The 23398-nt window shown below is 66.5% G+C and carries 25 protein-coding genes and 1 tRNA gene; 10 read left to right on the top strand and 16 right to left on the bottom strand.

What is annotated here, in order from left to right:
* Positions 1-114: 114 nt before the first annotated feature.
* The 3 genes from AC5RVB_RS12115 to AC5RVB_RS12105 form a co-directional block, all read right to left on the bottom strand.
* The gene (locus AC5RVB_RS12115) at positions 115-1710 is read right to left on the bottom strand and encodes an SLC13 family permease (protein WP_494142816.1); all 1596 of its coding nucleotides are present in this window, start codon (positions 1708-1710) and stop codon (positions 115-117) included.
* Positions 1711-1925: 215 nt separating this feature from the next.
* Positions 1926-4064, bottom strand: coding sequence for a heavy metal translocating P-type ATPase (locus tag AC5RVB_RS12110; protein ID WP_494142815.1), 2139 nt, complete (start codon positions 4062-4064; stop codon positions 1926-1928).
* Positions 4065-4143: 79 nt separating this feature from the next.
* Positions 4144-4365 (bottom strand): hypothetical protein, encoded by a 222-nt coding sequence (locus AC5RVB_RS12105; protein WP_290243873.1) that lies wholly within the window; start codon positions 4363-4365, stop codon positions 4144-4146.
* A 146-nt stretch (positions 4366-4511) separates the two neighbouring features.
* Between AC5RVB_RS12105 and AC5RVB_RS12100 the strand changes: the two genes are divergently transcribed.
* Complete coding sequence (locus AC5RVB_RS12100; RefSeq protein ID WP_290243875.1) at positions 4512-5027, top strand: mycothiol transferase; 516 nt, start codon at positions 4512-4514, stop codon at positions 5025-5027.
* Positions 5028-5050: 23 nt separating this feature from the next.
* Here AC5RVB_RS12100 and AC5RVB_RS12095 read toward each other — a convergent pair whose 3' ends face one another.
* A complete protein-coding gene (locus AC5RVB_RS12095; protein WP_227902838.1) occupies positions 5051-5455 on the bottom strand; it encodes a four-helix bundle copper-binding protein in 405 nt (134 codons plus the stop codon).
* Between the two features lie 227 nt (positions 5456-5682).
* Here AC5RVB_RS12095 and AC5RVB_RS12090 point away from each other — a divergent pair.
* From AC5RVB_RS12090 to AC5RVB_RS12075, 4 genes are all read left to right on the top strand, one after another.
* Positions 5683-5755 (top strand) — tRNA-Ala (locus AC5RVB_RS12090).
* A gap of 154 nt (positions 5756-5909) precedes the next feature.
* Positions 5910-6359 carry a hypothetical protein gene (locus AC5RVB_RS12085; RefSeq protein WP_227928410.1) on the top strand — a complete coding sequence of 150 codons (450 nt, stop codon included), beginning with the start codon at positions 5910-5912 and terminating at the stop codon, positions 6357-6359.
* Between the two features lie 3 nt (positions 6360-6362).
* Entirely contained in the window at positions 6363-6701 is a 339-nt protein-coding gene (locus AC5RVB_RS12080; RefSeq protein ID WP_227902836.1) for a PadR family transcriptional regulator, read from the top strand.
* A gap of 41 nt (positions 6702-6742) precedes the next feature.
* On the top strand, positions 6743-7465 hold the full coding sequence (locus AC5RVB_RS12075; RefSeq protein WP_494142814.1) for an SDR family NAD(P)-dependent oxidoreductase: 723 nt from the start codon (positions 6743-6745) through the stop codon (positions 7463-7465).
* Positions 7466-7633: 168 nt separating this feature from the next.
* Here the strand turns inward: AC5RVB_RS12075 and AC5RVB_RS12070 are convergent, their stop codons facing one another.
* Positions 7634-8113, bottom strand: coding sequence for a hypothetical protein (locus AC5RVB_RS12070; protein WP_494142813.1), 480 nt, complete (start codon positions 8111-8113; stop codon positions 7634-7636).
* Between the two features lie 174 nt (positions 8114-8287).
* Here AC5RVB_RS12070 and AC5RVB_RS12065 point away from each other — a divergent pair, with 174 nt between their 5' ends.
* From AC5RVB_RS12065 to AC5RVB_RS12050, 4 genes are read left to right on the top strand one after another with little or no spacing between them, the layout of a single operon-like run.
* Entirely contained in the window at positions 8288-8428 is a 141-nt protein-coding gene (locus tag AC5RVB_RS12065) for a hypothetical protein (protein ID WP_227928411.1), read from the top strand.
* A gap of 23 nt (positions 8429-8451) precedes the next feature.
* On the top strand, positions 8452-8991 hold the full coding sequence (locus AC5RVB_RS12060; protein WP_494142812.1) for a GNAT family N-acetyltransferase: 540 nt from the start codon (positions 8452-8454) through the stop codon (positions 8989-8991).
* Positions 8992-9012: 21 nt separating this feature from the next.
* Positions 9013-9939, top strand: coding sequence for an ABC transporter ATP-binding protein (locus AC5RVB_RS12055; RefSeq protein ID WP_227902831.1), 927 nt, complete (start codon positions 9013-9015; stop codon positions 9937-9939).
* On the top strand, positions 9936-10811 hold the full coding sequence (locus tag AC5RVB_RS12050) for an ABC transporter permease (RefSeq protein WP_227902830.1): 876 nt from the start codon (positions 9936-9938) through the stop codon (positions 10809-10811). The genes AC5RVB_RS12055 and AC5RVB_RS12050 overlap by 4 nt, the downstream gene beginning before the upstream one ends.
* A 235-nt stretch (positions 10812-11046) precedes the next feature.
* On the opposite strand, the gene AC5RVB_RS12045 is transcribed toward AC5RVB_RS12050, so the two are convergent.
* Both AC5RVB_RS12045 and AC5RVB_RS12040 read right to left on the bottom strand, forming a co-directional pair.
* Complete coding sequence (locus AC5RVB_RS12045; protein ID WP_494142811.1) at positions 11047-12597, bottom strand: HNH endonuclease signature motif containing protein; 1551 nt, start codon at positions 12595-12597, stop codon at positions 11047-11049.
* 225 nt (positions 12598-12822) lie between these two features.
* Positions 12823-13362, bottom strand: a complete 540-nt coding sequence (locus AC5RVB_RS12040; RefSeq protein ID WP_494142810.1) for a GNAT family N-acetyltransferase — start codon at positions 13360-13362, stop codon at positions 12823-12825.
* A gap of 115 nt (positions 13363-13477) precedes the next feature.
* Between AC5RVB_RS12040 and trxB the strand changes: the two genes are divergently transcribed.
* Positions 13478-14455, top strand: a complete 978-nt coding sequence (gene trxB / locus AC5RVB_RS12035) for a thioredoxin-disulfide reductase (protein ID WP_494142809.1) — start codon at positions 13478-13480, stop codon at positions 14453-14455.
* A gap of 17 nt (positions 14456-14472) precedes the next feature.
* Here trxB and AC5RVB_RS12030 read toward each other — a convergent pair whose 3' ends face one another.
* The 9 genes from AC5RVB_RS12030 to AC5RVB_RS11990 form a co-directional block, all read right to left on the bottom strand.
* Entirely contained in the window at positions 14473-15726 is a 1254-nt protein-coding gene (locus AC5RVB_RS12030) for an Nramp family divalent metal transporter (RefSeq protein WP_494142825.1), read from the bottom strand.
* Between the two features lie 213 nt (positions 15727-15939).
* Positions 15940-16428 (bottom strand): DUF5684 domain-containing protein, encoded by a 489-nt coding sequence (locus AC5RVB_RS12025; RefSeq protein ID WP_227902824.1) that lies wholly within the window; start codon positions 16426-16428, stop codon positions 15940-15942.
* 61 nt (positions 16429-16489) lie between these two features.
* A complete protein-coding gene (locus AC5RVB_RS12020; RefSeq protein ID WP_227902823.1) occupies positions 16490-16852 on the bottom strand; it encodes a DUF1622 domain-containing protein in 363 nt (120 codons plus the stop codon).
* 128 nt (positions 16853-16980) lie between these two features.
* Positions 16981-17298: a hypothetical protein gene (locus tag AC5RVB_RS12015; protein ID WP_494142808.1), complete on the bottom strand. Its 318-nt coding sequence runs from the start codon at positions 17296-17298 to the stop codon at positions 16981-16983.
* A gap of 60 nt (positions 17299-17358) precedes the next feature.
* Positions 17359-17763 (bottom strand): hypothetical protein, encoded by a 405-nt coding sequence (locus tag AC5RVB_RS12010; protein ID WP_494142807.1) that lies wholly within the window; start codon positions 17761-17763, stop codon positions 17359-17361.
* 137 nt (positions 17764-17900) lie between these two features.
* Positions 17901-19367, bottom strand: coding sequence for an amino acid permease (locus AC5RVB_RS12005; protein WP_494142806.1), 1467 nt, complete (start codon positions 19365-19367; stop codon positions 17901-17903).
* A gap of 161 nt (positions 19368-19528) precedes the next feature.
* Complete coding sequence (locus tag AC5RVB_RS12000; RefSeq protein ID WP_494142805.1) at positions 19529-20884, bottom strand: GntP family permease; 1356 nt, start codon at positions 20882-20884, stop codon at positions 19529-19531.
* Between the two features lie 55 nt (positions 20885-20939).
* Positions 20940-22139: a glycerate kinase gene (locus AC5RVB_RS11995; RefSeq protein WP_494142804.1), complete on the bottom strand. Its 1200-nt coding sequence runs from the start codon at positions 22137-22139 to the stop codon at positions 20940-20942.
* Between the two features lie 97 nt (positions 22140-22236).
* Positions 22237-23310, bottom strand: coding sequence for a CdaR family transcriptional regulator (locus AC5RVB_RS11990; protein ID WP_494142803.1), 1074 nt, complete (start codon positions 23308-23310; stop codon positions 22237-22239).
* Positions 23311-23398: the final 88 nt, after the last annotated feature.

The following is a 23398-nucleotide window of genomic DNA, read 5'->3' as shown; positions in this document are numbered from 1 at the left end:
GGCAGCGGTCCGGGCGCCGGACCATGGCCCATTATCCTCGTTCCCGCCGTGTTGCGGCCATCGGCGCCGCACCGTTAGCCGGGTTCAGGCATTTCAGCCCGGAGCCCCAGTGACTCAGAACCGCCAGATGAGCGGCACGTACAGCACGGCGGCGGCAAGGAAAACCAGGGAGAGCGGCAAACCGAGGCGCCAGTAGTCTCCGAAGCGGTATCCGCCGGGCTGCATCACCATGAGGTTGGCCGGGGTGGCGATGGGGGTGAGGAAGGCGGCGGCCCCGGCCACGCTGAGTCCCATCATGAAGGGCAGCACGCTGACCCCCAGCGTTTGCGCGAAGGTCACCGCTACCGGCCCCATCACAAGCACGGTGGCCACATTGGAGATGAACTGGCCCAGGATGAGGGCGAGGACGCAGATCACCAGCAGGGCCAAATGCGGGGACACGTCACCGGCCGAATCCAGGACCAGGGCGGCGATCCCATCTGCCGCGCCCGAGGAAACGAAAGCCGAGGACAGCGGGATAAGCGCGCCGATGAGGACCACGGTGCTCCAGGAAATGGCCCGGAACCCCTGGGGCACGGTCACCACCCCCAGGAGGACCAGGGCGGCTGCAGCCAGCAGCCCCACCATTACCGGCGGGAGGAGGCCGGTTGCCAGCAGCAGGATCGTGGCGGCCAGCACGGTAAGGCAGCGGCGCCATCCGCGTCCCAGCGGTACGCCCCGCTGGAGGATATGCGGCGGTTCGACGGCGATGACATCAGCGGACTGCACGTAGCGGCGCAGCGCGTCCCAGGGGCCGTGGACCAGTACCGAGTCGCCGGCCCGCAGCGTCAGGGTCCCGGGCGGGGCGGGATCATCGGGAGCCGCATCGGCGGTCCCGCCGCGGTGCAGCGCGACGATGACCAGGTCTTCCCGCTGCGTGGTCATGCCTGGGCTGACGATCCGTCCGATCAGCGTTGAACGCGGAGCGACGAGGACCTCGACGGCACCCATTTTTCCCGTGAACAGCCGTTCCGTGTCGAGGTCGGCCGTATAGCTCTCGCGCCAGGACTTCACCCGGGCCCGCGGGTCGGCGCCCGCCTCCGCGAGCCGCTCGGGCGTGCGTCCGGGAAGGAGCCTGCGGCCGAGGAGCACCACCAGGAGAGTTGTCACCACAACCAGGGGGAGCCCCACCAGGGCAAACTCGAAGTACCCGAACTCCCGCCCGCCGGAGCTGGCGGAGAGGTCCGAGACGATGATGTTCACCGGAGTTCCGGTCAGGGTCAGCAGCGATCCCGCACTCGCGGCGAAGGCCAGCGGAATCAGCATGTGCGAGGGGACGACGCCGGCCCGCGCGGTTGCGACGACGACGACGGGCAGCAGTGCAGCGACGGCGCCGTTAATGCTGATCACCGCGGAGAGGAGTGCAGCGACGGCCATGATGGTGATGAGCAGGCCGGTGCGGCTCAGGGAGGAGCGAAGTTCGAGCTGCTGTCCGATCCAAGCAGTGATTCCCGTGGCGTCGAGGGCCTCGCTGAGAACAAACAGCGAGGCAATAAACAGGGTGATCGGGTCACTGAAACCCTGCAGGGCTTCGTTTAGCGTGAGCACACCGGTGGCCCACAGTGCCACTGGAACAAAGAGCGCGACGATCACGAGGGGCACCCGGTTGGTCATAAACCCCGCGACTGCCAGGGCGAGGACCGCAAAGGTGGCGAGCATGGGCGGGATCATGCGACCGGGCTTTCGGTTGTATCCACTTCTCACCCCTGGGTCGGCGCCCCGACGGCTGGTGCACGCGGGATTTTCCCCGCTTCAATAGCCTGCCTCCGGAACCCGTGCAAAGCCATAGCGGCACCAACGGGGCGGCACATTTGTCCCGTCATCGGCGTACCTGCTCATCGGCGTATCCCGATGCCGGTTCCGGGTGGGGGAGAGAGGGTGCAGGCTTATTCGGCCCGGAAAAACGGCTTTGCCGGGGCCTGCCCGTTGTCCTGCCCACTGTCTGGGCCGGAGCCCGTGCCGGTGCCTGCCCCGCCGTCCGCGCCGCTGTCTGTCCCACCGTCGGTGCTGCGGTCTGTCCCACCGCCCGTCCCGGTGCCTGCCCCGCCGTCCGCGCCGCTGTCTGTCCCACCCTCGGTGCTGCGGCCTGTCCCACCGTCGGCGCCGCGGCCTGCCGCGCCGCTGCCTGCCGCGCCGCTGCCTGCCCCGGAGCGTGCTTCCCAGGCGGCGGCACCTGGCCGCCGGCCGCCATGCAGTGCCCGGAGGGCGTTGAGGATGGCCGCCAGGTCCACCGCTTCCTGCGTCAGGGCGCCGGCCACCGCGGGAATGAACCCGAAGGCGGCGGTCAGCATCAGCCCTACGCTCAGGATGATGCCCAGCCAGATGCTGCTCAAAGCCACCCGCATGGTCCGGCGGCCGATCTCCACGGCGTCGGCCACCCGGCTGATGTCGTCGGCCACCAGCACAACGTCGGCGGATTCGCTGGCGGCGGTGGAACCGCGCGCCCCCATGGCGATGCCGACGTCGGCGGCCGCCAGCACCGGAGCGTCATTGACGCCGTCGCCCACCATAATCACCGGCCGGGGCGAGAACGTGCGTACCGCGTCCACCTTGTCCGCGGGCAGCAGCCCGGCCCGGACATCGGTGATCCCGAGTCCTGCCGCCACGGCGCCTGCCGTGCCCGGACCGTCTCCGGTCAGCATCACGGTGCGCCGGATGCCGAGTGCGGCCAGGCGGTGCAGGGTGGCGGCGGCGTTTTCCCGCACCGCATCACTCATGATCAGGGTGCCGGCAAAGTGTCCGTCGATGCCGACGTAAACCACCATCTGGCCCGGTTCCAGGTGTGCCGGAACCGTGTCAGCGGCGGTTTCAGCCACAAAGCGTTCCTTGCCCACGCGGACGGTGTGCCCGCCCAGCACGGCTTCCACACCGTTGGTTGCCACTTCCCGGGCGTCCCGGGAGGACTGGAGGCCAAGTCCGCGGGCTGCGGCTGCCTGCTGCACCGCGGCGGCCAGGACGTGGGAAGAGTACTGCTCTGCCGAGGCCGCCAGGCCGAGCACGTCCTCCGCGTCAAAGCCGGGCTGCGGACGGACCTCCACGAGTTCGGGCTGCCCGTGCGTCAAGGTGCCGGTTTTGTCGAAGGCCGCACTCTCGGCTTTGGACAGCTGCTCCAGCACGGCTCCGCCCTTGACGATGATCCCGGCGCGGGCCGAACGGCTCATTCCGCCCAGGAATGCCACGGGAGCGGCAATCAGCAACGGGCACGGCGTGGCCAGGACCAGCACCTCGGCAAACCGCACGGGGTCACCGCTCAACGCCCACGCCACCCCGGCGATCAGCAGGGAAACAGCAGTGAAGGGAACCGCGAAACGGTCTGCAAGCCGGACCACCGGTGCCTTGGACCCTGCGGCTTCGGCCACCAGCGCGACAATGCGCTGGTACTGGCTGTTCTCCGCCGTGGCGGTGGCCCGCAGGAGTACGGCGCGGGTGCCGTTGACCGAACCGCTGAGCACGGCGTCGCCGGCGTAGCGGGTAACCGGCAGCGGCTCGCCGGTCAGCGAGGATTCGTCAAAGCCGCCTTCGGGGGAGACGAGTTCCCCGTCCACCGGCACCACCTCGGCCGGACGGATCAGCAGCAGGTCACCGGCAACCACCTCCGTGGCCGGAATGTCCTCGGCGGCCGCTGTGGTGTCGCCGCCGGGAAACCGGTGCGCACGCTGCGGTGCGCGTTCCAGCAAGGCATCCAGTTCACCGCGGGCCCGCCCGGCGGCATAGTCTTCCAGGGCCTGCCCGCCGGAGAGCATCAGCACGATGATCAGCGCCGCAAGGTATTCCCCCACGGCAACCGTGGCCGCAATGGCGATAACCGCCAGAATATCCAGTCCCCAGTTGCCGGCCCGGATGTCCCGGACCATGCCCGCAGCGGTTTTCAGTGCCACCGCCGAGGCGAAGAGGCTGGCGGTCCAGGCAGCGGCAGTGCCCGCACCGGCCCATTGCAGCAGCAGAACCGCCACACCCGCCAGCACGGTGGCGAACACCAGCGGATAGCGGCGGACCGCGCGGGGGAGACGGAACAGAGTGGCCATGTCTCTGTTGTAAGCCTGTCGGTGCGGGGTTTCCAGCAAGCGAAACCTCACCTAACTACCGCGCCAGGCATTCGGCGGGCTAGAGGACGCGGCGGCTGAGCAGGCCGGACGTCAGGAGCAGGAGCCCGACGGCGAGGGGCCAGAGCAAGTACATGCTCAGGAGGGCGCCGAATGCGGCAACTGCCAGGCAGGTGAGCATGGTGCCGCACACCAGGATCAGGCCCAGGGTGATCCGGAGAAGGCCGCGGTGTGGTGACGGAAGGGGCGGAAGCCATGCGGGACGCTCGTCAGTCCAGCTCATCCGGCAATTTTAGGGCGGGACGGGTCCATGCGCACCCACCCTGCGCCGGTTTTTCTGCCGCAGCCAGCCACTTCGGCTCTTCACGGTGTGCCAGGCACGTGAAAGGATGGCGACACCCTGCCGCCAACCCTTCGGAGTTTGCCCTCATGGACCAGAGCGACCTGTTAATTGATGCCTTCGGACGCCTCCCCGACACGGTTCGCCGGACCGTCCAGGATCTGGACGCCGACGCCCTGAACCACCGCCCATACCCGGAAGGGAACTCCATTGCCTGGTTGATCTGGCACCTTGGCCGGGTGGAGGACGCCCAGATTGCCGACGTCGCCGGGCAGGAACAGGCCTGGACCGCGGACGGCTGGGCCAAACGGGTGGGGTTGCCGCTGGCCGTGGAGGACACCGGGTACGGGCATACCTCCGAGCAGGTGGCGCAGGTGCGGGTGCATTCCGCCGAGGTGCTGCTGGGCTATTACGACGACGTCCATGCCCGGACGGAGGCGTTTGTTTCCGGGCTCTCCGCACAGGACCTGGACCAGGTGGTGGACCGGGCCTGGGATCCGCCCGTCACGCTCGGTGTCCGGCTGGTGAGCATCCTCGCGGATTGCCTGGAGCACGCCGGCCAGGCCGCTTATGTGCGCGGCCTGGTGCTGTCCCGGCGTTCCTAGGTTTCCCCGGCAGCGGGGCCGGGTCAGCCCAGCGAGACCAGGAGTTTTTCGCAGGCGTTAAGGCAGCGCCGGCAGGCCTCGGCGCAGATCCGGCAGTGCTCATGCATGGACGCGTGCTGCTGGCATTCCTCGGCGCAGGCAGCGCAGGCTGCCATGCAGGCATGTAGCAGGGCGGCGGTTGCGGGGCCCGTGGTTGCTGTCCGGGACAGCACAGCGGCCGTGGCGGCGCAGATTTGCGCACAGTCCAAATTGGTCCGGATACAGGTGACCAAATCGCCGAGCATGTCCTCGCCCAGGCAGGCGTCTGCGCAGGCATTGCAGACGGAGGCACATTCGCCGCAGGCTTCGAGGCATTCGGCCAGCAGTCGGGGATCTGCGGCGCGGGGGCCGGCGGGGTGGCTTTCGAGCATTTTGGTGATCACGGACATGGGATTCTCCTTGATTCCGGTGAGCTTGCCTTCGGCCGCGCCCGGGCTCCGGTTGCGGCCTTGCCACCACCGTAACGACACCGTGCAGGACTTCCAAAGGGGGCTTATGGTTTGGCTGCGGCCCGGCGGCGTGATTAGAATCGATGTAGCCTAGCGGGTGGTTATCCGGCGTGGTGTCGGCTTTGATGCCGAAGGCGATGCCGGACCCGCGCCGTGTGGCGCAGTTGGGGGCTTTAGCTCAGTTGGTAGAGCGTTTCGTTCGCAATGAAAAGGTCAGGGGTTCGATTCCCCTAAGCTCCACAGATCCGAAGGGGTCCGCTTTCCCTGTTAGCAAGGGGAGCGGGCCCCTTTTTCATGTTCCTCAGGGCCTGTCCATGCTGCAGGTCCTTTCCTGTTCCGGGTACCGGAAATATACCCCTACCGTAGGTAGTGTTCTATTGGTACAGTGCCAGCCATGGACACCACTACAGCCTCGTCAGGCACCCTCAACGCCCGCTCCCTCCTGCTGCCGTATCTGCTGGCCCTGGTTGCCGCCATGGCATTGGTCCAAGCCGTCATCGCCCTGACCGGGGGAGGAATCGGCGTTGCCGGCGGCGCATTGACCGCTGCGGTGGCCGCCGGAACCGCAGCCTGGATCTGGCGCAATTACCGCCGGCTGACCCGGATCCGCTTTGGACTGGCCATCGCCCACGTCATTGCCTTCCTCGCCGTCACCGCGTCCTTTAACCTGCACGCCGTCATTCGGCTGTTCGCCTTGGGACCAGACGGAACGGAAGCGCAGGCGGCGCAGGAGCTGCTGGCAACGCCCTGGTTCGGAGCCACGCTGCTGATGAGTGCCGTGTGGGGGACCGGCGTGCTGATCCACCTGGCCGGGTCCGTCCTGGGCCGTGGGTGGGAGGACTAAGGGGTGGCACATCCCTCAGAGGAAGAGGAATGGATCCGGGCGCGAATCGCCTCCTGGGTGGAGACTTACAAAAAATCGATGCTGACACCGGTGATCCTGCGGGTGGTGGCCGAGCACCAGCCGGTCACAGTGGCCGGCATTGCCGCAGGGGTTGCCTCCGGTACAGGATGGAAGATCACCGAGCGCAGCCTCTACCGGACATTGAAACGGCTTCAGGACGCGGGACTCCTGCACGGTGAAGAGGTGGAGGTGCCCCGGACCGGAGCCCGGCGGAAGGACATTTCCCTGACCGGGGCGGGCGAGCAGTTCCTCGCCGGTATCAGGGCGAACCTCGTTGAATAGTCCGGTGCGGTGCCGGGCCTAAAGGGAAAGGCGTGCAGCTGATGAGGATCCTCGTTACCGGTTCCACTGACGGACTGGGGTACGCCGCGGCGGATGCGCTGCTCGCCGCCGGACACGACGTCGTCGTCCATGCCCGCAGCAGGGAGCGGACCTCCGCCCTCGAACCGCTGCTGGACCGCGGTGCGGAAGCAGTGGTGGCCGACTTCGCGGACCGGGACTCGGTGCAGAACCTGGCCGGGGCGCTGAATGCGGGCAACCGCCTCGATTCGGTGATCCATAACGCCGGTGTGGAAACCGGTCCGTCCGTGCTGGAAGTCAACGTGGTGGCACCCTACCTGCTCAGCGCCCTGCTCGAGGAACCGCAGCGGCACATCTACCTGAGCAGCAGCTCCCACTTCAGCGGCCGTCCCTCACTGTCCGGCGCCGACTGGACCGGCGGAAAACCGGGATCCTACGCGGACAGCAAACTCTTCGTGACCACGTTCTCCGCCGCCCTTGCCCGCCGCCGTCCGCAGGTGCTGGCCAATGCGGTGGATCCGGGCTGGGTGCCTACCAAAATGGGCGGACCGAACGCGCCGGATGATTTTGCCCTGGGCCACGAAACCCAGGAATGGCTCGCGGCCAGCGAGGATCCCGACGCGCTCACCAGCGGCGGCTACTGGTACCACAGGAGGCGCAGACAGCCCCACGCCGCTGTTCTGGACACCGCTTTCCAGGACGAACTGCTGCAGGCCCTGGCAGCGGAAACCGGTACTGCGCTCTAATACCCCGGGTCGGGGGATTCCGGCGGGGGATTCCGGCGGGGGATCCCGGCGGTGGGCTTCGGCGGATGCTTCCGGCGGGCTGGGGATTCGGCGGAGGCTTCCGGCGGTATGGCGGACTCCGCGGGTCGAGCTTCCGTCCGGGGAATCCCGGCGGCGGCTTCTGTCCGGTCAGGCCCGCTTATTCAGGACGGCGCGCTCGGCTTTCTCCCGCCTCATTCGGGTGAGGAGCAGAATGATGATCGGCAGGCCGAAGAATGCGCTGAACAGTATGGGCCCTGCTGCCTCACGGAGGAAGGCGGTGAGGGCTCCGACCGCAATCAGCGCCGCTGTAGTGCCAAGCAGGAGCATCGGGGCTTTCTTATCGACGCCGCTGCGCCGGAGCAGGAGTCCAATCCCGGCTGCGAGCACCGCACAGGTCAGGACCAGCCACAGCACCGCCAGCACTCCAAGGGCCGGGGAAAGGGCCCGGTCACTGGTGAACATGGTGGCTGCGCCGAGCCCGTTGGCGATCATCAGCGGAATGGCCAGGACACCGGCAGCCACCCGCCGGCTGGAGGACTGCGGGGGCAGCGGAGGCTGGGGTGTTTCCCGGTAGCCGGTCTGGTGCGCATACGCGGGATACCCGGTGTCGCTGCGGGCCTCGGCCATGAGACGGACCTTTCCTTGTGCCTGGTACCGGCCTGGTGATTGTGTCCAGTAAGTACGTGATCCCCGGGAATCAGCGCAGGATGCACCGCCGGTGGAAACCCGATCCTACTAGGGGTGGGGGACACAACACCGGGCGACCCCCGGTTACGGAGCCGGACTGCCTACGCTGGAAACATGAAAGTCACTGGCATTATCCGTCCTGTCGAAACCCGGGAACTGGAAGCCGAGGGTGAGAGCTTCCTGGAAGCACGCGAAGCGCTGCAGGCGCAGGTCCCCGAAGGCTGGCAGCTGATCATGGTGACCACCCACCCATAGCGGGAGCCGGTTAGACTCCCGGCATGAGCATCACCCTTCACCGGATGACGGCCGCAGACGCGGATGCCGTCACCGCATTCCTCTCCACCAACCGTTTCCCCTTCCATATGAACCCTGCGCCAACGGCGGAGCAGGCAGCGTCGCGGGTGGCCGCCGGCGATTTCTGGGACGAGGAGTCGCAGGGCTACTGGATCCGGTCCGACGGCGAGGATGTGGGCATGGCGGTGCTGGAGGACCTAGAGGACGATAATCCGGTCTTCGACCTGCGGCTGGCGGAAGTCTGGCGCGGGAAGGGACTCGGCGTCGACGTCGTCCGGGCCCTGTGTCGCCTGGTCTTCACCGAGATGCCCGGGATAGTGCGGTTTGAGGGCCAGACCCGGGAGGACAACATCGCCATGCGTAAAACGTTTGTCCGCGCAGGGTTCGTGAAGGAAGCGCATTACCGTCAGGCGTGGCCCACGGCAGAGGGTTCCCGGGTCGCTTCCGTGGCCTATGCCATACTTCGGACTGACTGGGAAAACGAGACGGTCACACCCTTTGAATGGAACGATCTGCCCGGCTGATGGGTGGGACTGGAGCGAACGGTGCGCGGAGACTCGGCTATTGCGGTGCGGGGGCTGACCAAACGGTTCGGCCGGGTCGCTGCCGTGGACGATTTGTCCTTCGAAGTGGAGGCAGGCAGCGTGTTTGCCTTCCTGGGCGCCAACGGAGCAGGTAAATCCACCACAATCTCCTGCCTCACCACTGTGCTTCCCTTCGACGCCGGAACAGTGGAGGTGGCAGGGCACGATGTGGTGCGCCGCGGCAACGGGGTCCGCGAGGCCATCGGCGTGGTCTTTCAGGATTCGATGCTGGATCCCATCCTGACCGGCAGGGAGAACCTGCAGACCCGGGCGAGGTTCTACTCCCCGGACAAGGCCGCGAACAATGCCCGGATCCAGGAATTGAGCCGTCTGGTCGGACTCGAGGATTTTATTGACCGGCGCTACAGCACGTACTCGGGCGGGCAGCGGCGGCGCGTTGATATTGCCCGTGCCCTGCTGCACTCGCCGTCGATCATCTTTCTGGACGAACCCACTGCCGGGCTGGATCCGGCCAGCCGCGCAATAGTCTGGTCCACCATCCATGACCTGCGCGAAAACCAGGGTCTGACCGTTTTCCTCACCACGCACTACATGGAGGAAACCGAGGAAGCGGACCGGGTCTGCGTGATCGAGAAGGGCCGGATCATCGCGGACGGCACGCCCACCACGCTGCGGGCACAATACAGCCGCAGTGTCCTGTCCATCACCTCCGCTGATCCCGGTGCCCTGCGCATGCTGGCACGGGAGACGGGAGTGGACGTCATCGGCGGTGAAGCCAACATGGTCCGGCTGGCTGTGGAGCGCTCCGACACGGCCCGGGAGCTCCTCGCCGAACACGGCGGCAACGTGCTGGACTTCGAATTCCGCCACGGCACCATGGACGATGTATTCCTGGCCCTCACCGGCCGGACGGGGGACGCCGAATGAACGTGGTTATGGACATTACCGGCCGGAACCTGCGCCTGTATTTCCGGGACCGGCTGAACGTTTTCTTCTCCCTTCTGGGCGCGCTGGTCCTGTTCCTGCTCTATACCCTCTTTCTGGGCAATCAGCAGACCCAGGGCCTGGCCGAGAGCTTTCCGCAGGCCTCGGAAGAGGACATCAAGGGCTTTGTTGACGCCTGGATGTTTGCCGGCATTGTCGGCATCACCGCCATCACCACGGGCCTGGCCGCCGTGAACGTCATTGTGGATGACACTGCCACAGGCCGCTTCCGGGACTTCCTTGTCTCGCCTATCGGCCGCGGGCAGCTGGTGCTGGGCTATCTTCTGTCCACGGTGGTGATTGCACTGATCATGACCACCGTGGTGTTTGCCGTGAGCCTGGCCTACCTGGCCCTGGCCGACGGCGTGTTCCTCAGTGCGGGAGAGCTGGCCCGCACCTATGGATACCTGGTGCTCAGCTGTACCGCCTTCGGGGCGCTTAGCTCGTTCATTGTCACGTTTGTCCGCACTCCCGGGTCCTTTGCTGCCCTGTCCACGCTGGTGGGCACCATCCTCGGCTTCGCGGCGGGCTCCTACATTCCGGTGGGGGCGTTCCCGGAGGGGGTGCGTAACTTCGTGAGTGCGCTGCCGTTCCTGCAGGCTTCCATGGTGGTCCGCCAGGAAATGACCGAAGGTCCCCTGAGCGCGGTGACGGACCAGCCGCAGGCGGTCGACGAGGTGGAGCGGCTGTTCGGCATCTCGGCCTATGTGGGGGACTGGGCGGTGCCTACGGGCTACGTTGTTCTGGTCCTGGTGGCCATGGTGGTGGTCTTTACCGTCCTCGCCGCGGTGCGGATCCGGTCCCGCATTCGCTGACGACGGCGCCGGCCGGGACGCCTCACCCGCTCGGATCGGGAACCCTCACCCGCTCGGGTCGGGAACCCTCACCCGCTCGGGTCGGGAACCCTAACCCGCTCCGGGTCGGGAACCCGCTCGGGTCGGGAACGCTAACCCGCTCCGGCCGGGTCCCTCACCCTGCTGTGGCGAGGGGCGTAACTCCCGCTCCGGCGAGGAGCCGTAACCCGCTCCGACGAGGAGCCCGGTCGCAGGGTCAGAACGGTGCAGGTTCGGGGCACGTCTGATCGGTGTCCCGGTGTCCCATTTCCAGGAAGGGCTCAGTCCGGTAAACCCGGCCCGTGGGCGAGGTCCACTCCATCACGCCGGGTGCTGGTTGACGCGCAGTCCAAAACCCCAACGTCTTGAACCGGTGGTGCCGCCGGCATAGGTGGGCCAGGTTTCCATGGTCCGTTGTGCCACCCTTTCCCCACTCTGTGGTGTGGTCGATTTCCGAGATTGCAGTGCTAACCCTGCAGCCAGGAAACCGGCAGGTCCCGTCCCGGGCCCTTAGCCATCGGGCCAATCCGGCAGGGACTTTTCGGCGCCTGCCAACCCCGAGGATCTCTCCGGTATCCGGATCCTGAACCAAACCGGTCCACCGGGTAGCTGTGCGGGCGAGCCTACGGGCCGCTTCGGCACTGATCGGACCGTACCCGTGCAGCTCGGCCGGTTCCTCGTTGGCACCGAATAGAGTCTCGGCGTTGATGAGGACCATAATCTCTGCCCGCGGTAGGAACGCGTCGGGGTCGGCATTCTTGGATCCGCTGCCCCCTCCTGGCTGGGCTTCATTGCCGGCACCTGCACGGTTGCGCCCGCCGGACGGGACGGAACCCAGACCGCCCATAAGGAGCTGGGCCAGGATGTCTGCGCGCAGCTGGTCCGTGGTCCTGGAGTCCCCTGCCGTCCGTTCGCCGCGGGCCGCTGTGGAGAGCGCCGTGTAGATCTGCTGGGCGTCCGCCGCCGGCAGATGCGCGGACAGCCATGACATGCCGTCCTCGTCGCGGTCCAGAACAACCCGCCGCTTATCAAAGGCGGTCAGGTGCCGTTCGGGAATGGTCCGGGGATATGTCCGCTCCCGCAGTCGCCGGGCCTGGGCAGAGAACTGGGCACGGGTTGTGCCTTCGGCCTTGTCCAGCAGTTCGGATTCGAACCCGTGACGTTCCGACGCTGGAACGGTCTCGCACTGATCCAACACCACCTGGGCATGGGCATAGGAGAAGCGCCCTTCTTCGAGCCCGGACAAGGTAGCGGTATGGGCTTCGCAGAGCCTGGCCGCCTCCGACATCATGGCCTGCGCGGTGGTCTGCGGGACGGTCAAAACGGCGGCGCATTCCGAGGCTGCCAAGCTAAATGCCAGTCCGGGTTCTTCCCGGCCGAGATCCTTGCAGAGACCTGAGCGGAAGAGTTCTTCCAAGTGATTGATCAGGCGCGTTTCCTGAGCCTGTGCCCAGCGGACCAAATGGGCCATGCGGGCCAGCACGTCGCAGGTGGCCTGTTCATCAAAACTGTCCCAATTCTTCAGCGTCAGGATCCCCGTGAACCCGTCCGGAAAATCTGCGCTGGCGTCTGCCGCTGCAGCAGGTCCACTGGTACGTCCGGCGTCGGCGGCCGTACCGTAGTCGGCCGTACCGCCGCCGTCGGCATGGAAAACCGCGAGCGTGCGCGGGGTGCCGGCGCCATCCTTATTGCCAGCATGGCCTTCGGCCGTCTGGTGTTGTGTCCCTGATTCTTCGGTTATCCGTTCGGTACTCCCGAGCTGACCCATGCCTAAGGATTTCATCCGGCACTGACATTTTCGGTCCCGAAATGAGCCGAAAAACCGTTCGTCGTTGACCGAAAAATACCTGTCTTTAGGAGCAACCTACTTACTTTGAATCCGCCGTCGGGCTGCGTAGTCAGCTGGCCGCCGTCGTCGCACACGGCGCCGCCAGCGGCGTACTCGAGCCGCCCGCCGCCGGTCACCCGGCAGCCCCGCATCAGACCTGCGCCGTCAGCCGCCTGAGCCAGCCTCCCCGCCGGCGTCCACCTCGTAAATGATCTCCAGCCCGTCCTCGTCATCCCACTGCTCGCCGTTGGCCACGAAACCGTACTGTTCCACCAGCCGGCGGGACGCTTCATTATCCGGGCTGATGGTGGCCCGGACTATGTGGATGGAGGGTTCCTGCGCGGCAACGGCCAGCAGCGCCTCCAACGCGGCCCGGGCATAACCCTGCCGCCGGTACGCCGGGTCCACCGAATATCCCACTTCCACCATCCCGGCATCGTCGGGCGGCCCGTGAAACCCGGCCAGTCCCACAGCCCGCCGCAGCTCGGGATCATAAACGGCCCGAGTGATCCAGACAGCGTCGCCGGGGTGCTCCTGAAGCTGGGCACTGCGGATCCGCCACAGCGGCTGGCGGTCCCGGGAGAAATGCTCGGTCAGTTCCAGGGGCGCCTGACGGTTGGCGCCGTCCAGATCGCCCGCCGCCAACGCGTCGATTACCCCGCGGGGAAGCTGGATCAGCTGGATGCTCCTGAGTGCCGCTGCCAATGCTGGCTCCTTTGCCGGTTCCGATACCGCTTATCTGCGTCCGGGGTTACGACCCTAACCTGATCCCCGCCAGACTTGAAGAAACCCCGCAGCGGCACCGGAAAGGGACACTGAAATGGGCACCGATTCCGTACTGATCATCGGATCCGGTCCGGCGGGCTACACCGCGGGCATCTACGCCGCACGTGCCGGGCTGAAGCCGCGCATCCTGGCCGGGTCCGTCACGGCCGGAGGGGCCCTGATGAACACCACCGAGGTGGAAAACTTTCCGGGCTTTGCCGACGGCATCCAGGGCCCGGACCTCATGGAAAACCTGCGCAGGCAGGCGGAGAAGTTCGGTGCCGTGGTGGAGTACGACGACGCCGTGTCGGTGGATCTTGCCGGGCACACCAAGAAGGTGGCCGGGGGAAACGGGCAAAGCTACAAGGCCCGCTGCGTTATCCTCGCCACCGGCTCGGTGTACAAGGAACTGGGTCTGCCGGAGGAGAAGAAACTCAACGGCCGGGGCATCTCCTGGTGTGCCACATGCGACGGGTTCTTCTTCCGCAACCAGGCCATTGTTGTGGTCGGCGGCGGGGACTCAGCCATGGAGGAAGCACTGTTCCTGACCCGCTTCGGGGAGTCCGTGACCGTGGTCGTGCGGCGAGACACCCTGCGGGCCTCGCGCATTATGGCCCAGCGGGCGCGGGACCACGCCAAAATCCGCTTTGAATTCAACTCCGAGGTCACCGCCATCCACGGTGAGGACAAGGTCACCGGACTGACGCTTACAGATACCGTCACCGGGGCCACCCGCGAGCTTCCGGCCCAGGGAATCTTCGTGGCCATCGGGCATGCTCCGCGGACGGATCTGCTGGCGGGTCAGGTGGAGCTGGACGAGAACGGATACATCAGGGTGGCGGCGCCCACCACGCAGACCAACCTGGACGGGGTCTTCGCCTGCGGGGACGCGGTGGACCACCGTTACCGGCAGGCCATTACCGCGGCCGGGACCGGCTGCTCCGCGGCACTGGACGCCGAACGGTATCTTGCTGCTGTTGCCGACGCCGACAGCATCGCCACTGCCCTGGTGGAAGGCTCGCTCAACGGATAGCGCCGCTCCTGGTAGAACTAGGCGCCTGTGAAAGTCAGCACCAGCAGGGTGACGTTCAGTCCCACCAGCAGCACGGAGACCACCACTCCCAGTGCCGTGGTTACCCAGTGGTTCCGGTACGCGCCCATCAGTCCCCGCTGCGCGGTGAGCCAGACCAGCGGGATCAGCGCAAACGGAATACCGAAGGAAAGGATCACCTGGCTCAGGATCAGCGCCCAGGTGGGGTCGATGCCGACGGCGAGAATCGCCAGTGCCGGCAGCAGCGTGATCAGGCGGCGCAGGAGCATGGGGATGCGGACCTTCAGCAGCCCCTGCATGATCTCGGCGCCGGCATAGGCTCCCACCGATGTCGAGGCCAGGCCGGAGGCCAGCAGGCCGACGGCGAACAGCGTCGCCACCGCGCCGCCCAGGGAAGCGCCGATGGCGGCATGGGCGCCCTCGAGCGAATCGGTGCCCTCCACGCCCTGCAGGGAACTGGCGGCCAGCAGCAGGATGGCCAGGTTGACCGAGCCCGCTACCGCAAGGGCTATGGTGACGTCCCACTTGGTGGCCTTGATCAGCCGGGGTGTGGTCAGCGTGGCGGAGCGCTGCGGGAAACGGTCCCGGGTGAGGGCCGAATGCGCGTAGATGGCGTGCGGCATGACCGTGGCCCCGAGGATCGAGGCGGCAAGCAGCACAGACTCGCTGCCTTCAAAGCGGGGCACCAGGCCCTCGACCAGTGAGGAACCGTCCGGCGGACTGATGAAGACACCGGCGGTGAAACCGACGGCAATAACGGCCATCATGGTCACAATCACGTACTCGAAGCCGCGCTGCCTGCCGGTGTTCTGCAGCTGGAGCACCACCATGGAAATTACTCCGGTGATGATCCCGCCCAGCAGCAGGGGCAGGTCAAAGAGCAGCCAGAGGGCCACGGCCCCGCCAATAACTTCGGCCACGTCGGTGGCCATTGCCACAAGTTCGGCCTGCAGCCAGTACAGCCGCCGGGCCGGCTTCCGCCCGATCCGCTCACCCAGCAGTTCGGGCAGGCTGCGCCCGGTGACCAGCCCCAGCTTGGCGGAGAGGTACTGGATGAGCCAGGCCATGATGTTGCCGACCACCACCACCCAGACAAGCAGGTAGCCAAACTTGGCGCCGGCAGTCATGTTGCTGGCAACGTTGCCGGGGTCCAGGTAGGCGACGCCGGCTACGAGTGCCGGGCCGAGAAGCAAGAGGATATTGCGCGGCCGGGCGGGTGGTTGCGGACGGGTGCCTGGGGCGGTGGGGGTCATCTGAGCGCGAGCCATGACAGCAACCTAGCAGTTTAAGTTCGGCATGCCTAACAATTATTGCGGGAGTGCCTCCACGCCGGTGAAATCGGTTGCCTCAGCCCCGGAACACCCCGGCCGGAACAACCCCGTTGGAACATCCCCGGGAACGGTTCCGGATACGCCGAAGGCGTGCACCTTCCGGTACACGCCTTCGATCGGTTGGTAGGGGAGGGGTTAGGCCTGCGGTGCGTAGGACGGCTGGCCGGGGTTGCTGGCCTGGCCAAACGGACCCTTGGTGGCCTGCGGGCCAAAGTAACGGACCGAGCTGTAGGAAAGGTAGAAGTACATGATGGTGCCGAACAGGAACAGCAGGACCGCCATGATGGCTGTCTGGCCAAAGACCTTTGCAAGGTTGATGGACAACAGCACCAGGGCCACGAGGTTCAGGACCGGCACCAGCATGGCGAGGAACCACCAGCCGGACATGCCGGCGATGCGGAAGAGCAGCACCTGGGCATACACGGGCACAAAGGCTTCCCAGGCCTTGCGCCCGGCCTTCTTGAACATGCCCATCATGGCTAGTCCGCCCAGGACTATGCCAATGACGCCGAAGACAAGCATGGAGCCAAACAGTGCACCGGCCCCAACGGTGGTCTCCGTGGTGGTTGTGCCGAATTCGGAGGCAGAAAGAACAGACGGAAGAATCGAGACTGGATTGATCATGCCGAGAACGATATTTGCTCCGGAGTAGAAGTCAAGGGCCCGCCTCGTGTTTGTTGAACGTTTATTTTTTCGTTTCGTTACCGGTTACGGCAGGGCGTTTCCACGGGAGATATCCGGTGACTTCCAGTTGCAGGGAATAGCTCAGAAAAGTGCGGATAAGCACGATGACGGCCAGTATCCCCACCGATTCGAAAGTGGGGGTAACCGCCACGGTACGGATGATGTCCGCCGCGACCAGCAGCTCCAGCCCCAGCAGAATGCTTCGGCCCAGCCGCTGGCGGTATTCCTCGTATACCGGCCCGCGGTGCTGCAGAGCCGCCGCCGCCGCTGCAACGGTGGCGGCCAGGGCACCCAACACAATGGCCGCCACGCCTGCCAGGTCCATTACCTGCCCCACGGCCTCGATCACATGCTGGAAATCCACTCAGCCCCGCCACCTTATGTCCGTCTGCGTACGTCCATCAGCCCCCGCGGGCGGGCCGGCGTCAAGAGTGTGCGCCCGGGCGGGGGCCTCCGGCATGGGATCGCGTCCACCGGCTGTCCGGCGGACGCTCAGGCAGCAGCAGGGACCGGACGGTAGTAGAAGCGGAAGTCATCGTAGGGATCACGCCAGGCGGAGTCATCCCGTGGGATCCGGCGCACCGTAGCGGCGGGAGTCCACCGATTGTGCGCCAGCCCGTCGTCGTCGATCCAGTGCAGGAGGACGTGCGTCCGTGTCCAGGCCGCCGCTTTGGCGTCAACGGTGCCGCTGGCCGTGCGGCACCGGACATACGGCTCCCGCCGGTAATGGGCGTGGGTGACGGGTCCGGCGGGAACAACAGCGGCAGTGGAAGCCGTCAGGACGGAACGGGAAGTCTCGGAGGAACGCATGCCTCCACTCTGGCAACCGGCACTGACATTCCCGGGCGGGGCCGCCTGGCCCTGCAGGTGCTAGGAAGCGAGGTCCCGCCACTTAGCGGCCGCACGGTTGGTCAGGTCCGTTCCGCGGGCCACGGCGCGGCGCGGCATCATGCGGATTACCGGTGCCAGCCCGTGTCCGGCCTCGTCGCTGTGTGCCGCGTTTTGCGCCGTCTGCACCATCGAGGCGTCCCGGGCCGTAGCCACGGGGCGGTTCAGGACCAGGTAGGCAATACAGATGGGGAGGAAGAGCAATGACACCAGGGTGAGTGCCCCCAGCCCGTACAGGGCCAGGGCGGCGTGGAAGGGAGACCCGAAGAGGGAGGCGATGAAGTCTGCGGCGCCGATCAGCATCCAGAGCCAGAAAACAGCGATCAGCACGAGCCCGCTGCGTGCCCGGCGGTAAAGCATGGTGGACCGCCTCCGCGCAGAAGGCATGGCCTGAGACTGACTGCCCATTCGGTTGTTCTCCCCAACTAATGTCCAAATGCGGACCTAATGCAGATAATAGCCGGTTTTTACCGAAATGGCGGATAGGATGTGCGCCCGTTCGCCGTGTTGCGGGCGTGTGCCGGTCAGCCTTCCGGCTGCGGATCCGTCCGCACCTGCCGCAGTCGCGGACTGTTGGGATTCAGCAGGGAGTGGCGGTACCCGTAGAACCCGTAAATGAGCATCCCGAGGAGCAGCCAGATACCGAAGCGCAGCCAGGTTTCCCAGTGCAGCTGCAGCATCAGGAATCCTGATGCGAGGACGCCGAAGGCGGGTACCCAGGGCATCAGCGGCAGCCGGAATTCCCGCGGCGCGTCGGGCTGGCGGTAGCGCAGCACAATCACGGCTACGCAGACCACCACGAAGGCGGCGAGGATGCCGATGTTGGTCAGGTCGGCAACGGCGCGGATGGGGAAGAACCCGGCGAGCAGGGCCGAGGCGCCGCCGGCTATCCAGGTCACCCGCTGCGGTGTGCCGTGCCTGTCCGTGCCGGCGAACCAGCCGGGCAGCAGCCCGTCACGGCTCATGGAGAACCAGACCCGGGTTACACCCAGCAGGAAGGTGAGCATCACAGTGAGGATGGAGAGGACGGCAAAGGCGGAAATCACCGTGGCAATGACCGGCAGGCCGGCGGACTGGAACGCGGACGCGAACCCCGCGGTGGGGCTGATGTCGCGGTAGTTCTGCATTCCGGTGAGCACCAGTGTGGCCAGCACGTACAGCACCATGGCCACGGCCAGGGACAGCAGGATGGCCTTGGGCATGTGCTTTTTGCCGTCCTTGGCTTCCTCGGCGGCAGTACTCATGGCGTCATAGCCGAACACCGCGAAGAACACGGTGGCGGCGCCGGTGAAGACCGCCCCGAAACCGCTGGGCATAAACGGGGTGTAGTTATCCGTGTTGATGTAGAAGATACCCAACCCGACAATGAACAGGATCAGCAGCACCTTCAGGCCCACCGCCACCAGCTCGAAGCGGCCGAAGGTCTTGGTTCCGCGGCTCAGGATCCAGGTGATGAACAGGCAGACGACGGCGGCGGGCAGGTTGATCACCCCGCCCTCCACGGTGTCCCCGGTGCCCTGCATCCACACCGGCATGTCAATGCCGAACCCGGCGAGAAACTCGGTGAAATAACCTGAAATGCCAATTGCCACCACAGCCACAATGGCGGTGTATTCCAGCAGCAGGTCCCAGCCGATGAACCAGCCGATGAGTTCGCCCAGGGCCACGTAACCGTAGGTGTAGGCGGAACCGGCACGCGGCACCATGCCGGCGAATTCGGCATAGGACATGGCAGCTGCGGCACTGGCCAGACCCGCCACGAGGAAGGAAATCAACACGGCGGGGCCCACCGGTGAGGCGTCCGGGCCGCCGTTGGCCACCAGCCCGGCAAGGGTGAAAATGCCGATGCCGATAATGCCGCCCACGCCGATGGCCGTCAGTTGCCACAGCCCCAGGCTCTTGAAGAGTTTGTTGCCGGTTTTTTCGTCGTCGACGTCGTCAATCGGCTTCCGCCGCAGGACTGAACCTTTCCCGCCTGAAGTGATGGCCATATCCGCTCCCATCCGTTTGCGGCGTCCGCCGCCGGGACCGGGTGCCGGAAGAGAGACCCGGCACCCGCTACGGCAGAAGTATGGACCCGCAGCGTTCGGGTGGGTACCCCGCCTGGGCACTTTTCCCCGGCCGGAGGGCAGCCCGCCGCAGCATCAGGGGATCAGATCATAAACAGGCTCAGCACCCAGACGGCGCCGAAGCCGGCAAAACCCTGCACCGCGGTGGCAGGCGTCAGCGTGCGGTAGGCCGTGGCCGTGGGGATCCGGCTGAACTGGGACACCACCCAGAAGTAGGAGTCATTGGCATGGGAGACCACCATGGCTCCGGCGCCGATGGCCAGAACCGCCAGCACCGGACCCGCGCCCGTAGCCAGGCCCAGGGGCTCCAGCAGCGGCAGCAGCATGGCCGAGGTGGTCACCATGGCCACCGTGGAGGAGCCCTGGGCGGTCTTCAGCGCGGCGGAAATGACGAACGGCACGGCGATGCCCAGGCCCAGCGTGGCGAGGTTGTCGGAGAGGAAGGACGTGATCGGGCTCTTGCCCAGCACTCCGCCAAAGGCCGCACCGGCGCTGGTGATCAGCAGGATGGGAGCGGCCAGCACAATGGAGTCGGTGATGTTGGTGTTGAAGGTGGCCAGCTTGCCCTTGCCCTGGAGCAGGAACACGGCTGCTACCAGACCGAAGGCCAGGGCGATAACGGGCGTGCCGATGAACGTGAGGGTGGCGGCCAGGCCGCCGTCGCCCATCGGTGCGCCGGGCAGCTTGGCGATGGAGGACAGGCAGATCAGCAGGATCGGCAGCAGGATCGGCAGGAACGCCATAAAGCCGCTCGGCAGTTTGCCGTACTGCGTTTTCAGGTCTTCATAGCTGACATCCGCCTCTTCGGCGGGAACCGGCAGCAGCTCCACGTCCTTCTTCAGGAAGCGGTTGGCGAAGAGCAGTGCGGCGCCGGCGGATACTGCGGCCACCACCAGGCCCAGGCCGATCAGCAGGCCCAGGCTGTCCACCACGTTCAGGTTGGACGCCGCAGCCAGCGGCCCGGGTGTGGGCGGCACCATGGTGTGCGTGGCGTACAGGCCGGTCATCAGGGCGATGGACATGGCCGCCAGGGACACCTTGGCCCGCTCCGCCATGGCCTTTTTCAGCGAGTTGAGGATGATGTAGCCGGAATCGCAGAACACCGGAATCGAGACAATGTAGCCGATGATGCTCATGGTCAGGGTGGGGAAGCGCGTGCCCAGTACCTTGATGAGCGCATCGGCCATGGCAATCGCTCCGCCGGAACGTTCCAGGATCACGCCGATCATCGTGCCGAACAGGATCACCAGGCCAATATTGCCCATGGTGTTTCCGAACGCCGTGGTAATGGTCGGAATGATTTCCTCAACGGGCAGCCGGAAAGCGAATGCGCCAATGAAGGCCGCCCCGAGAAGTGCCAGGAAAGGCGAGATTTTCAGCTTTGCCGTGACAAAGACAATGCCGATTACCAGCACCAGCAGTATTACCAGATCAATCATGGGGTTCCTTTAGAGTGAAAAACGTCGATGTTTATCAACAGGACAAATCATGGAATCACGCGTGTTTGGCAAGTCCAAAACGCCGCGGTGACCGCCCTGCGGCCGCCAGGCCTGAACAGGCGCGGGCCGCAGCATCCTCGATGAGGAGCTCTGCATCTTCGGTGAGCTCCTCAAGCGTTGCCGGTCCGCGGGCCAGGGACACCGCGGTGGTGATCCCGGCGTCCCGGCACTCGGCAGCACTGAGCCGAACCGTTCCGGCCACCACCACCAGGGGACTGGCCGCCGGCGCGAGGCGGCGGACCGCGTCCACCACCTTGCCGCCCAGTGACTGGGTGTCCAGGCAGCCCTCCCCGGTCAGGATCACGTCGGCGCGTGCCAGTGCGGCCTGCAGGCCAACAGCATCGGCCACCAGTTCCGCGCCGGGAACGGTTTCCGCTCCGAGGAGGGCAACCAGGGCCAGCGGCAGGCCGCCGGCCGCACCGAAGCCGGGGGTGGCGAGGTAGGTGTCCGGGTCCGCGTCAGGACGCAGTGCCGCGAGGACCCTGGCAAGGTTGGCCAGGCCAGCATCGAGCAGCGCCACATCCTCCGGTCCGGCCCCTTTCTGCGGTCCGAACACGGCTGCAGCGCCGTGGCTGCCGCAGAGGGGGTTGGCGACGTCGACGGCGACCCGCCACTTCACGGCCGTTGCGCGCGGATGCAGTCCGGACGTGTCCACGGTGCTGATCTTCGCCAGTCCGCCACCCCCGGGAGCCGCAGGGGCGCCGCCGGCTTCGAGGAAGCGTACTCCGAGCGCGCTGAGCAGCCCGGTGCCGCCGTCGGTGCTGGCTGACCCGCCGATGCACAGCAGGATCTCTTCGACGCCTTCATCCAGGAGGCTGCGGGCAATGGTGCCCACGCCGTAGCTGTCTGCGCGCAGCGGCTGCAGAGGTACGTCCGAGACGTCGGGAAGCCCGTTGCCCTCGGCCGCTTCAATGATCCCGATGCGGCCGTCCGCGGAGATTCCGTAGCGGGCCGTTTTCGCCCGTCCCAGGGCGTCCGTGGCGGGCACCAGCAGCGGCGGGCGGCCCCAGGCGGCGAGCAGGGCGTCGAGGGTCCCTTCACCTCCGTCAGCCATTGGAATCTCGATCATCTCGGCGTCCGGACCAAAAGCGAAACGCGCACCGCGGGCCATGGCTGCGGCGGCCCCGGCAGCAGAGATACTGCCCTTGAAGGAGTCCGGGGCAACGACGATGACGGGCGGAGGGAAATCAGGCACCCACCCAACTTTAGGGTGTCGGTACTCACAGGCCTATGTTTGGAATAACCACTGATTACCGTTTATCCACGGCCGAAAGTGGGCACAACGCACAGTGTCAGGCCCGCGCTGCCACCAGGGCCAGCTGCAGGGTCAGCGCATGCCGGACGTCCCGCGGGTTCAGCGCCGTGACATGCGCAATCCGTTCCAGGCGCTGGATCACGGTATTGCGGTGGGTAAACAGCCGGCGGGAGGTCTCCGAGATGGAACTGCCGGTGCCGAGGAACGCGGCGAGCGTTGAGCGCTGGGATTCGGACAGCTCTGCGATCCGGGCGGCCAGATGCCGGGCGCTTCCGCTGGGCATGCAGGCGACAGCCAGTTCCGCGCTCAGGTCCTGAAGCCCCAGGACGGCTTCATCCGCCGGCAGGAGCTCCGGGCGGGCCGCCAGCTGCCCCAGGGTTGCGGCGCTTTCGTGCAGCGGCCCGTCCGCGGTGCAGGCATCGCCCAGGAGCAGCACCGAACTGCTGCCGGCCGCGGCAGCCAGCGCGGCGTCGTCGTGCGCGTCCAGCAGGATCCAGAGGGCACCCTGAAAGGACGCCCAGCGGTAGCGGCCGGAGCGGGAGAGGTAATCGGTGAGTTTGCCGGCGTCAACCGGAAGCCGGTGGATGGGACGTCCGTCCGCGGCGCGCGCCAGGACTGCCGCGATGCGCCACGGGCCGGGCAGGGACGGCGAGCCGCCGGCCAGCGCACGCTGTACCGATCCGGGCTCGAACCCGCCGTTGAGCAGGCGTCCCAACAGGTCCCTGTCCAGCGCTTCCCGCAGCGCTTTGGCATCCATTTCCCGCTCACGCTCGAGCAGCAGGCGGATGGTGAGGACAACCACGTCGGCCAGCGGCAGCACGACGTCGGGCGGTCCGGTGAGTCCCACCACCCCCACAACCGTGCCCTCCAGCGTGATGGGACAGTTCACGCCGGCACGCATTCCGTCCTGTTCCCCGGGGCGCCGGATGACCACGGGGTTGCCGGTGGCTGCCGCCTCCCGGGCACCTGCATGCAGGCTGCCGATGCGGGCGGCATCCCGGGAGGCGATGATGATCCCGGCGGCGTCCATCACGTTGACGTTGTGCTGGAGCGTGGGAGAGATGCGGTCCACGACGCGTTGCGCCAAGGCACTGCTGAGCGGCGCTGACATGTCCCCAAGTCTAGAGGGGCGGACAAATTGCTTCCCTTCCGGCGGTCCCGCCCGGCGCCCCCGCCCCGGCCCCGTTCCTGTCCCGGCC

Source organism: Arthrobacter sp. Y3225209, assembly GCF_059090685.1.
Note: the sequence above shows the minus strand (reverse complement) of the source record. Positions and strands in the feature narration are given on the sequence as shown.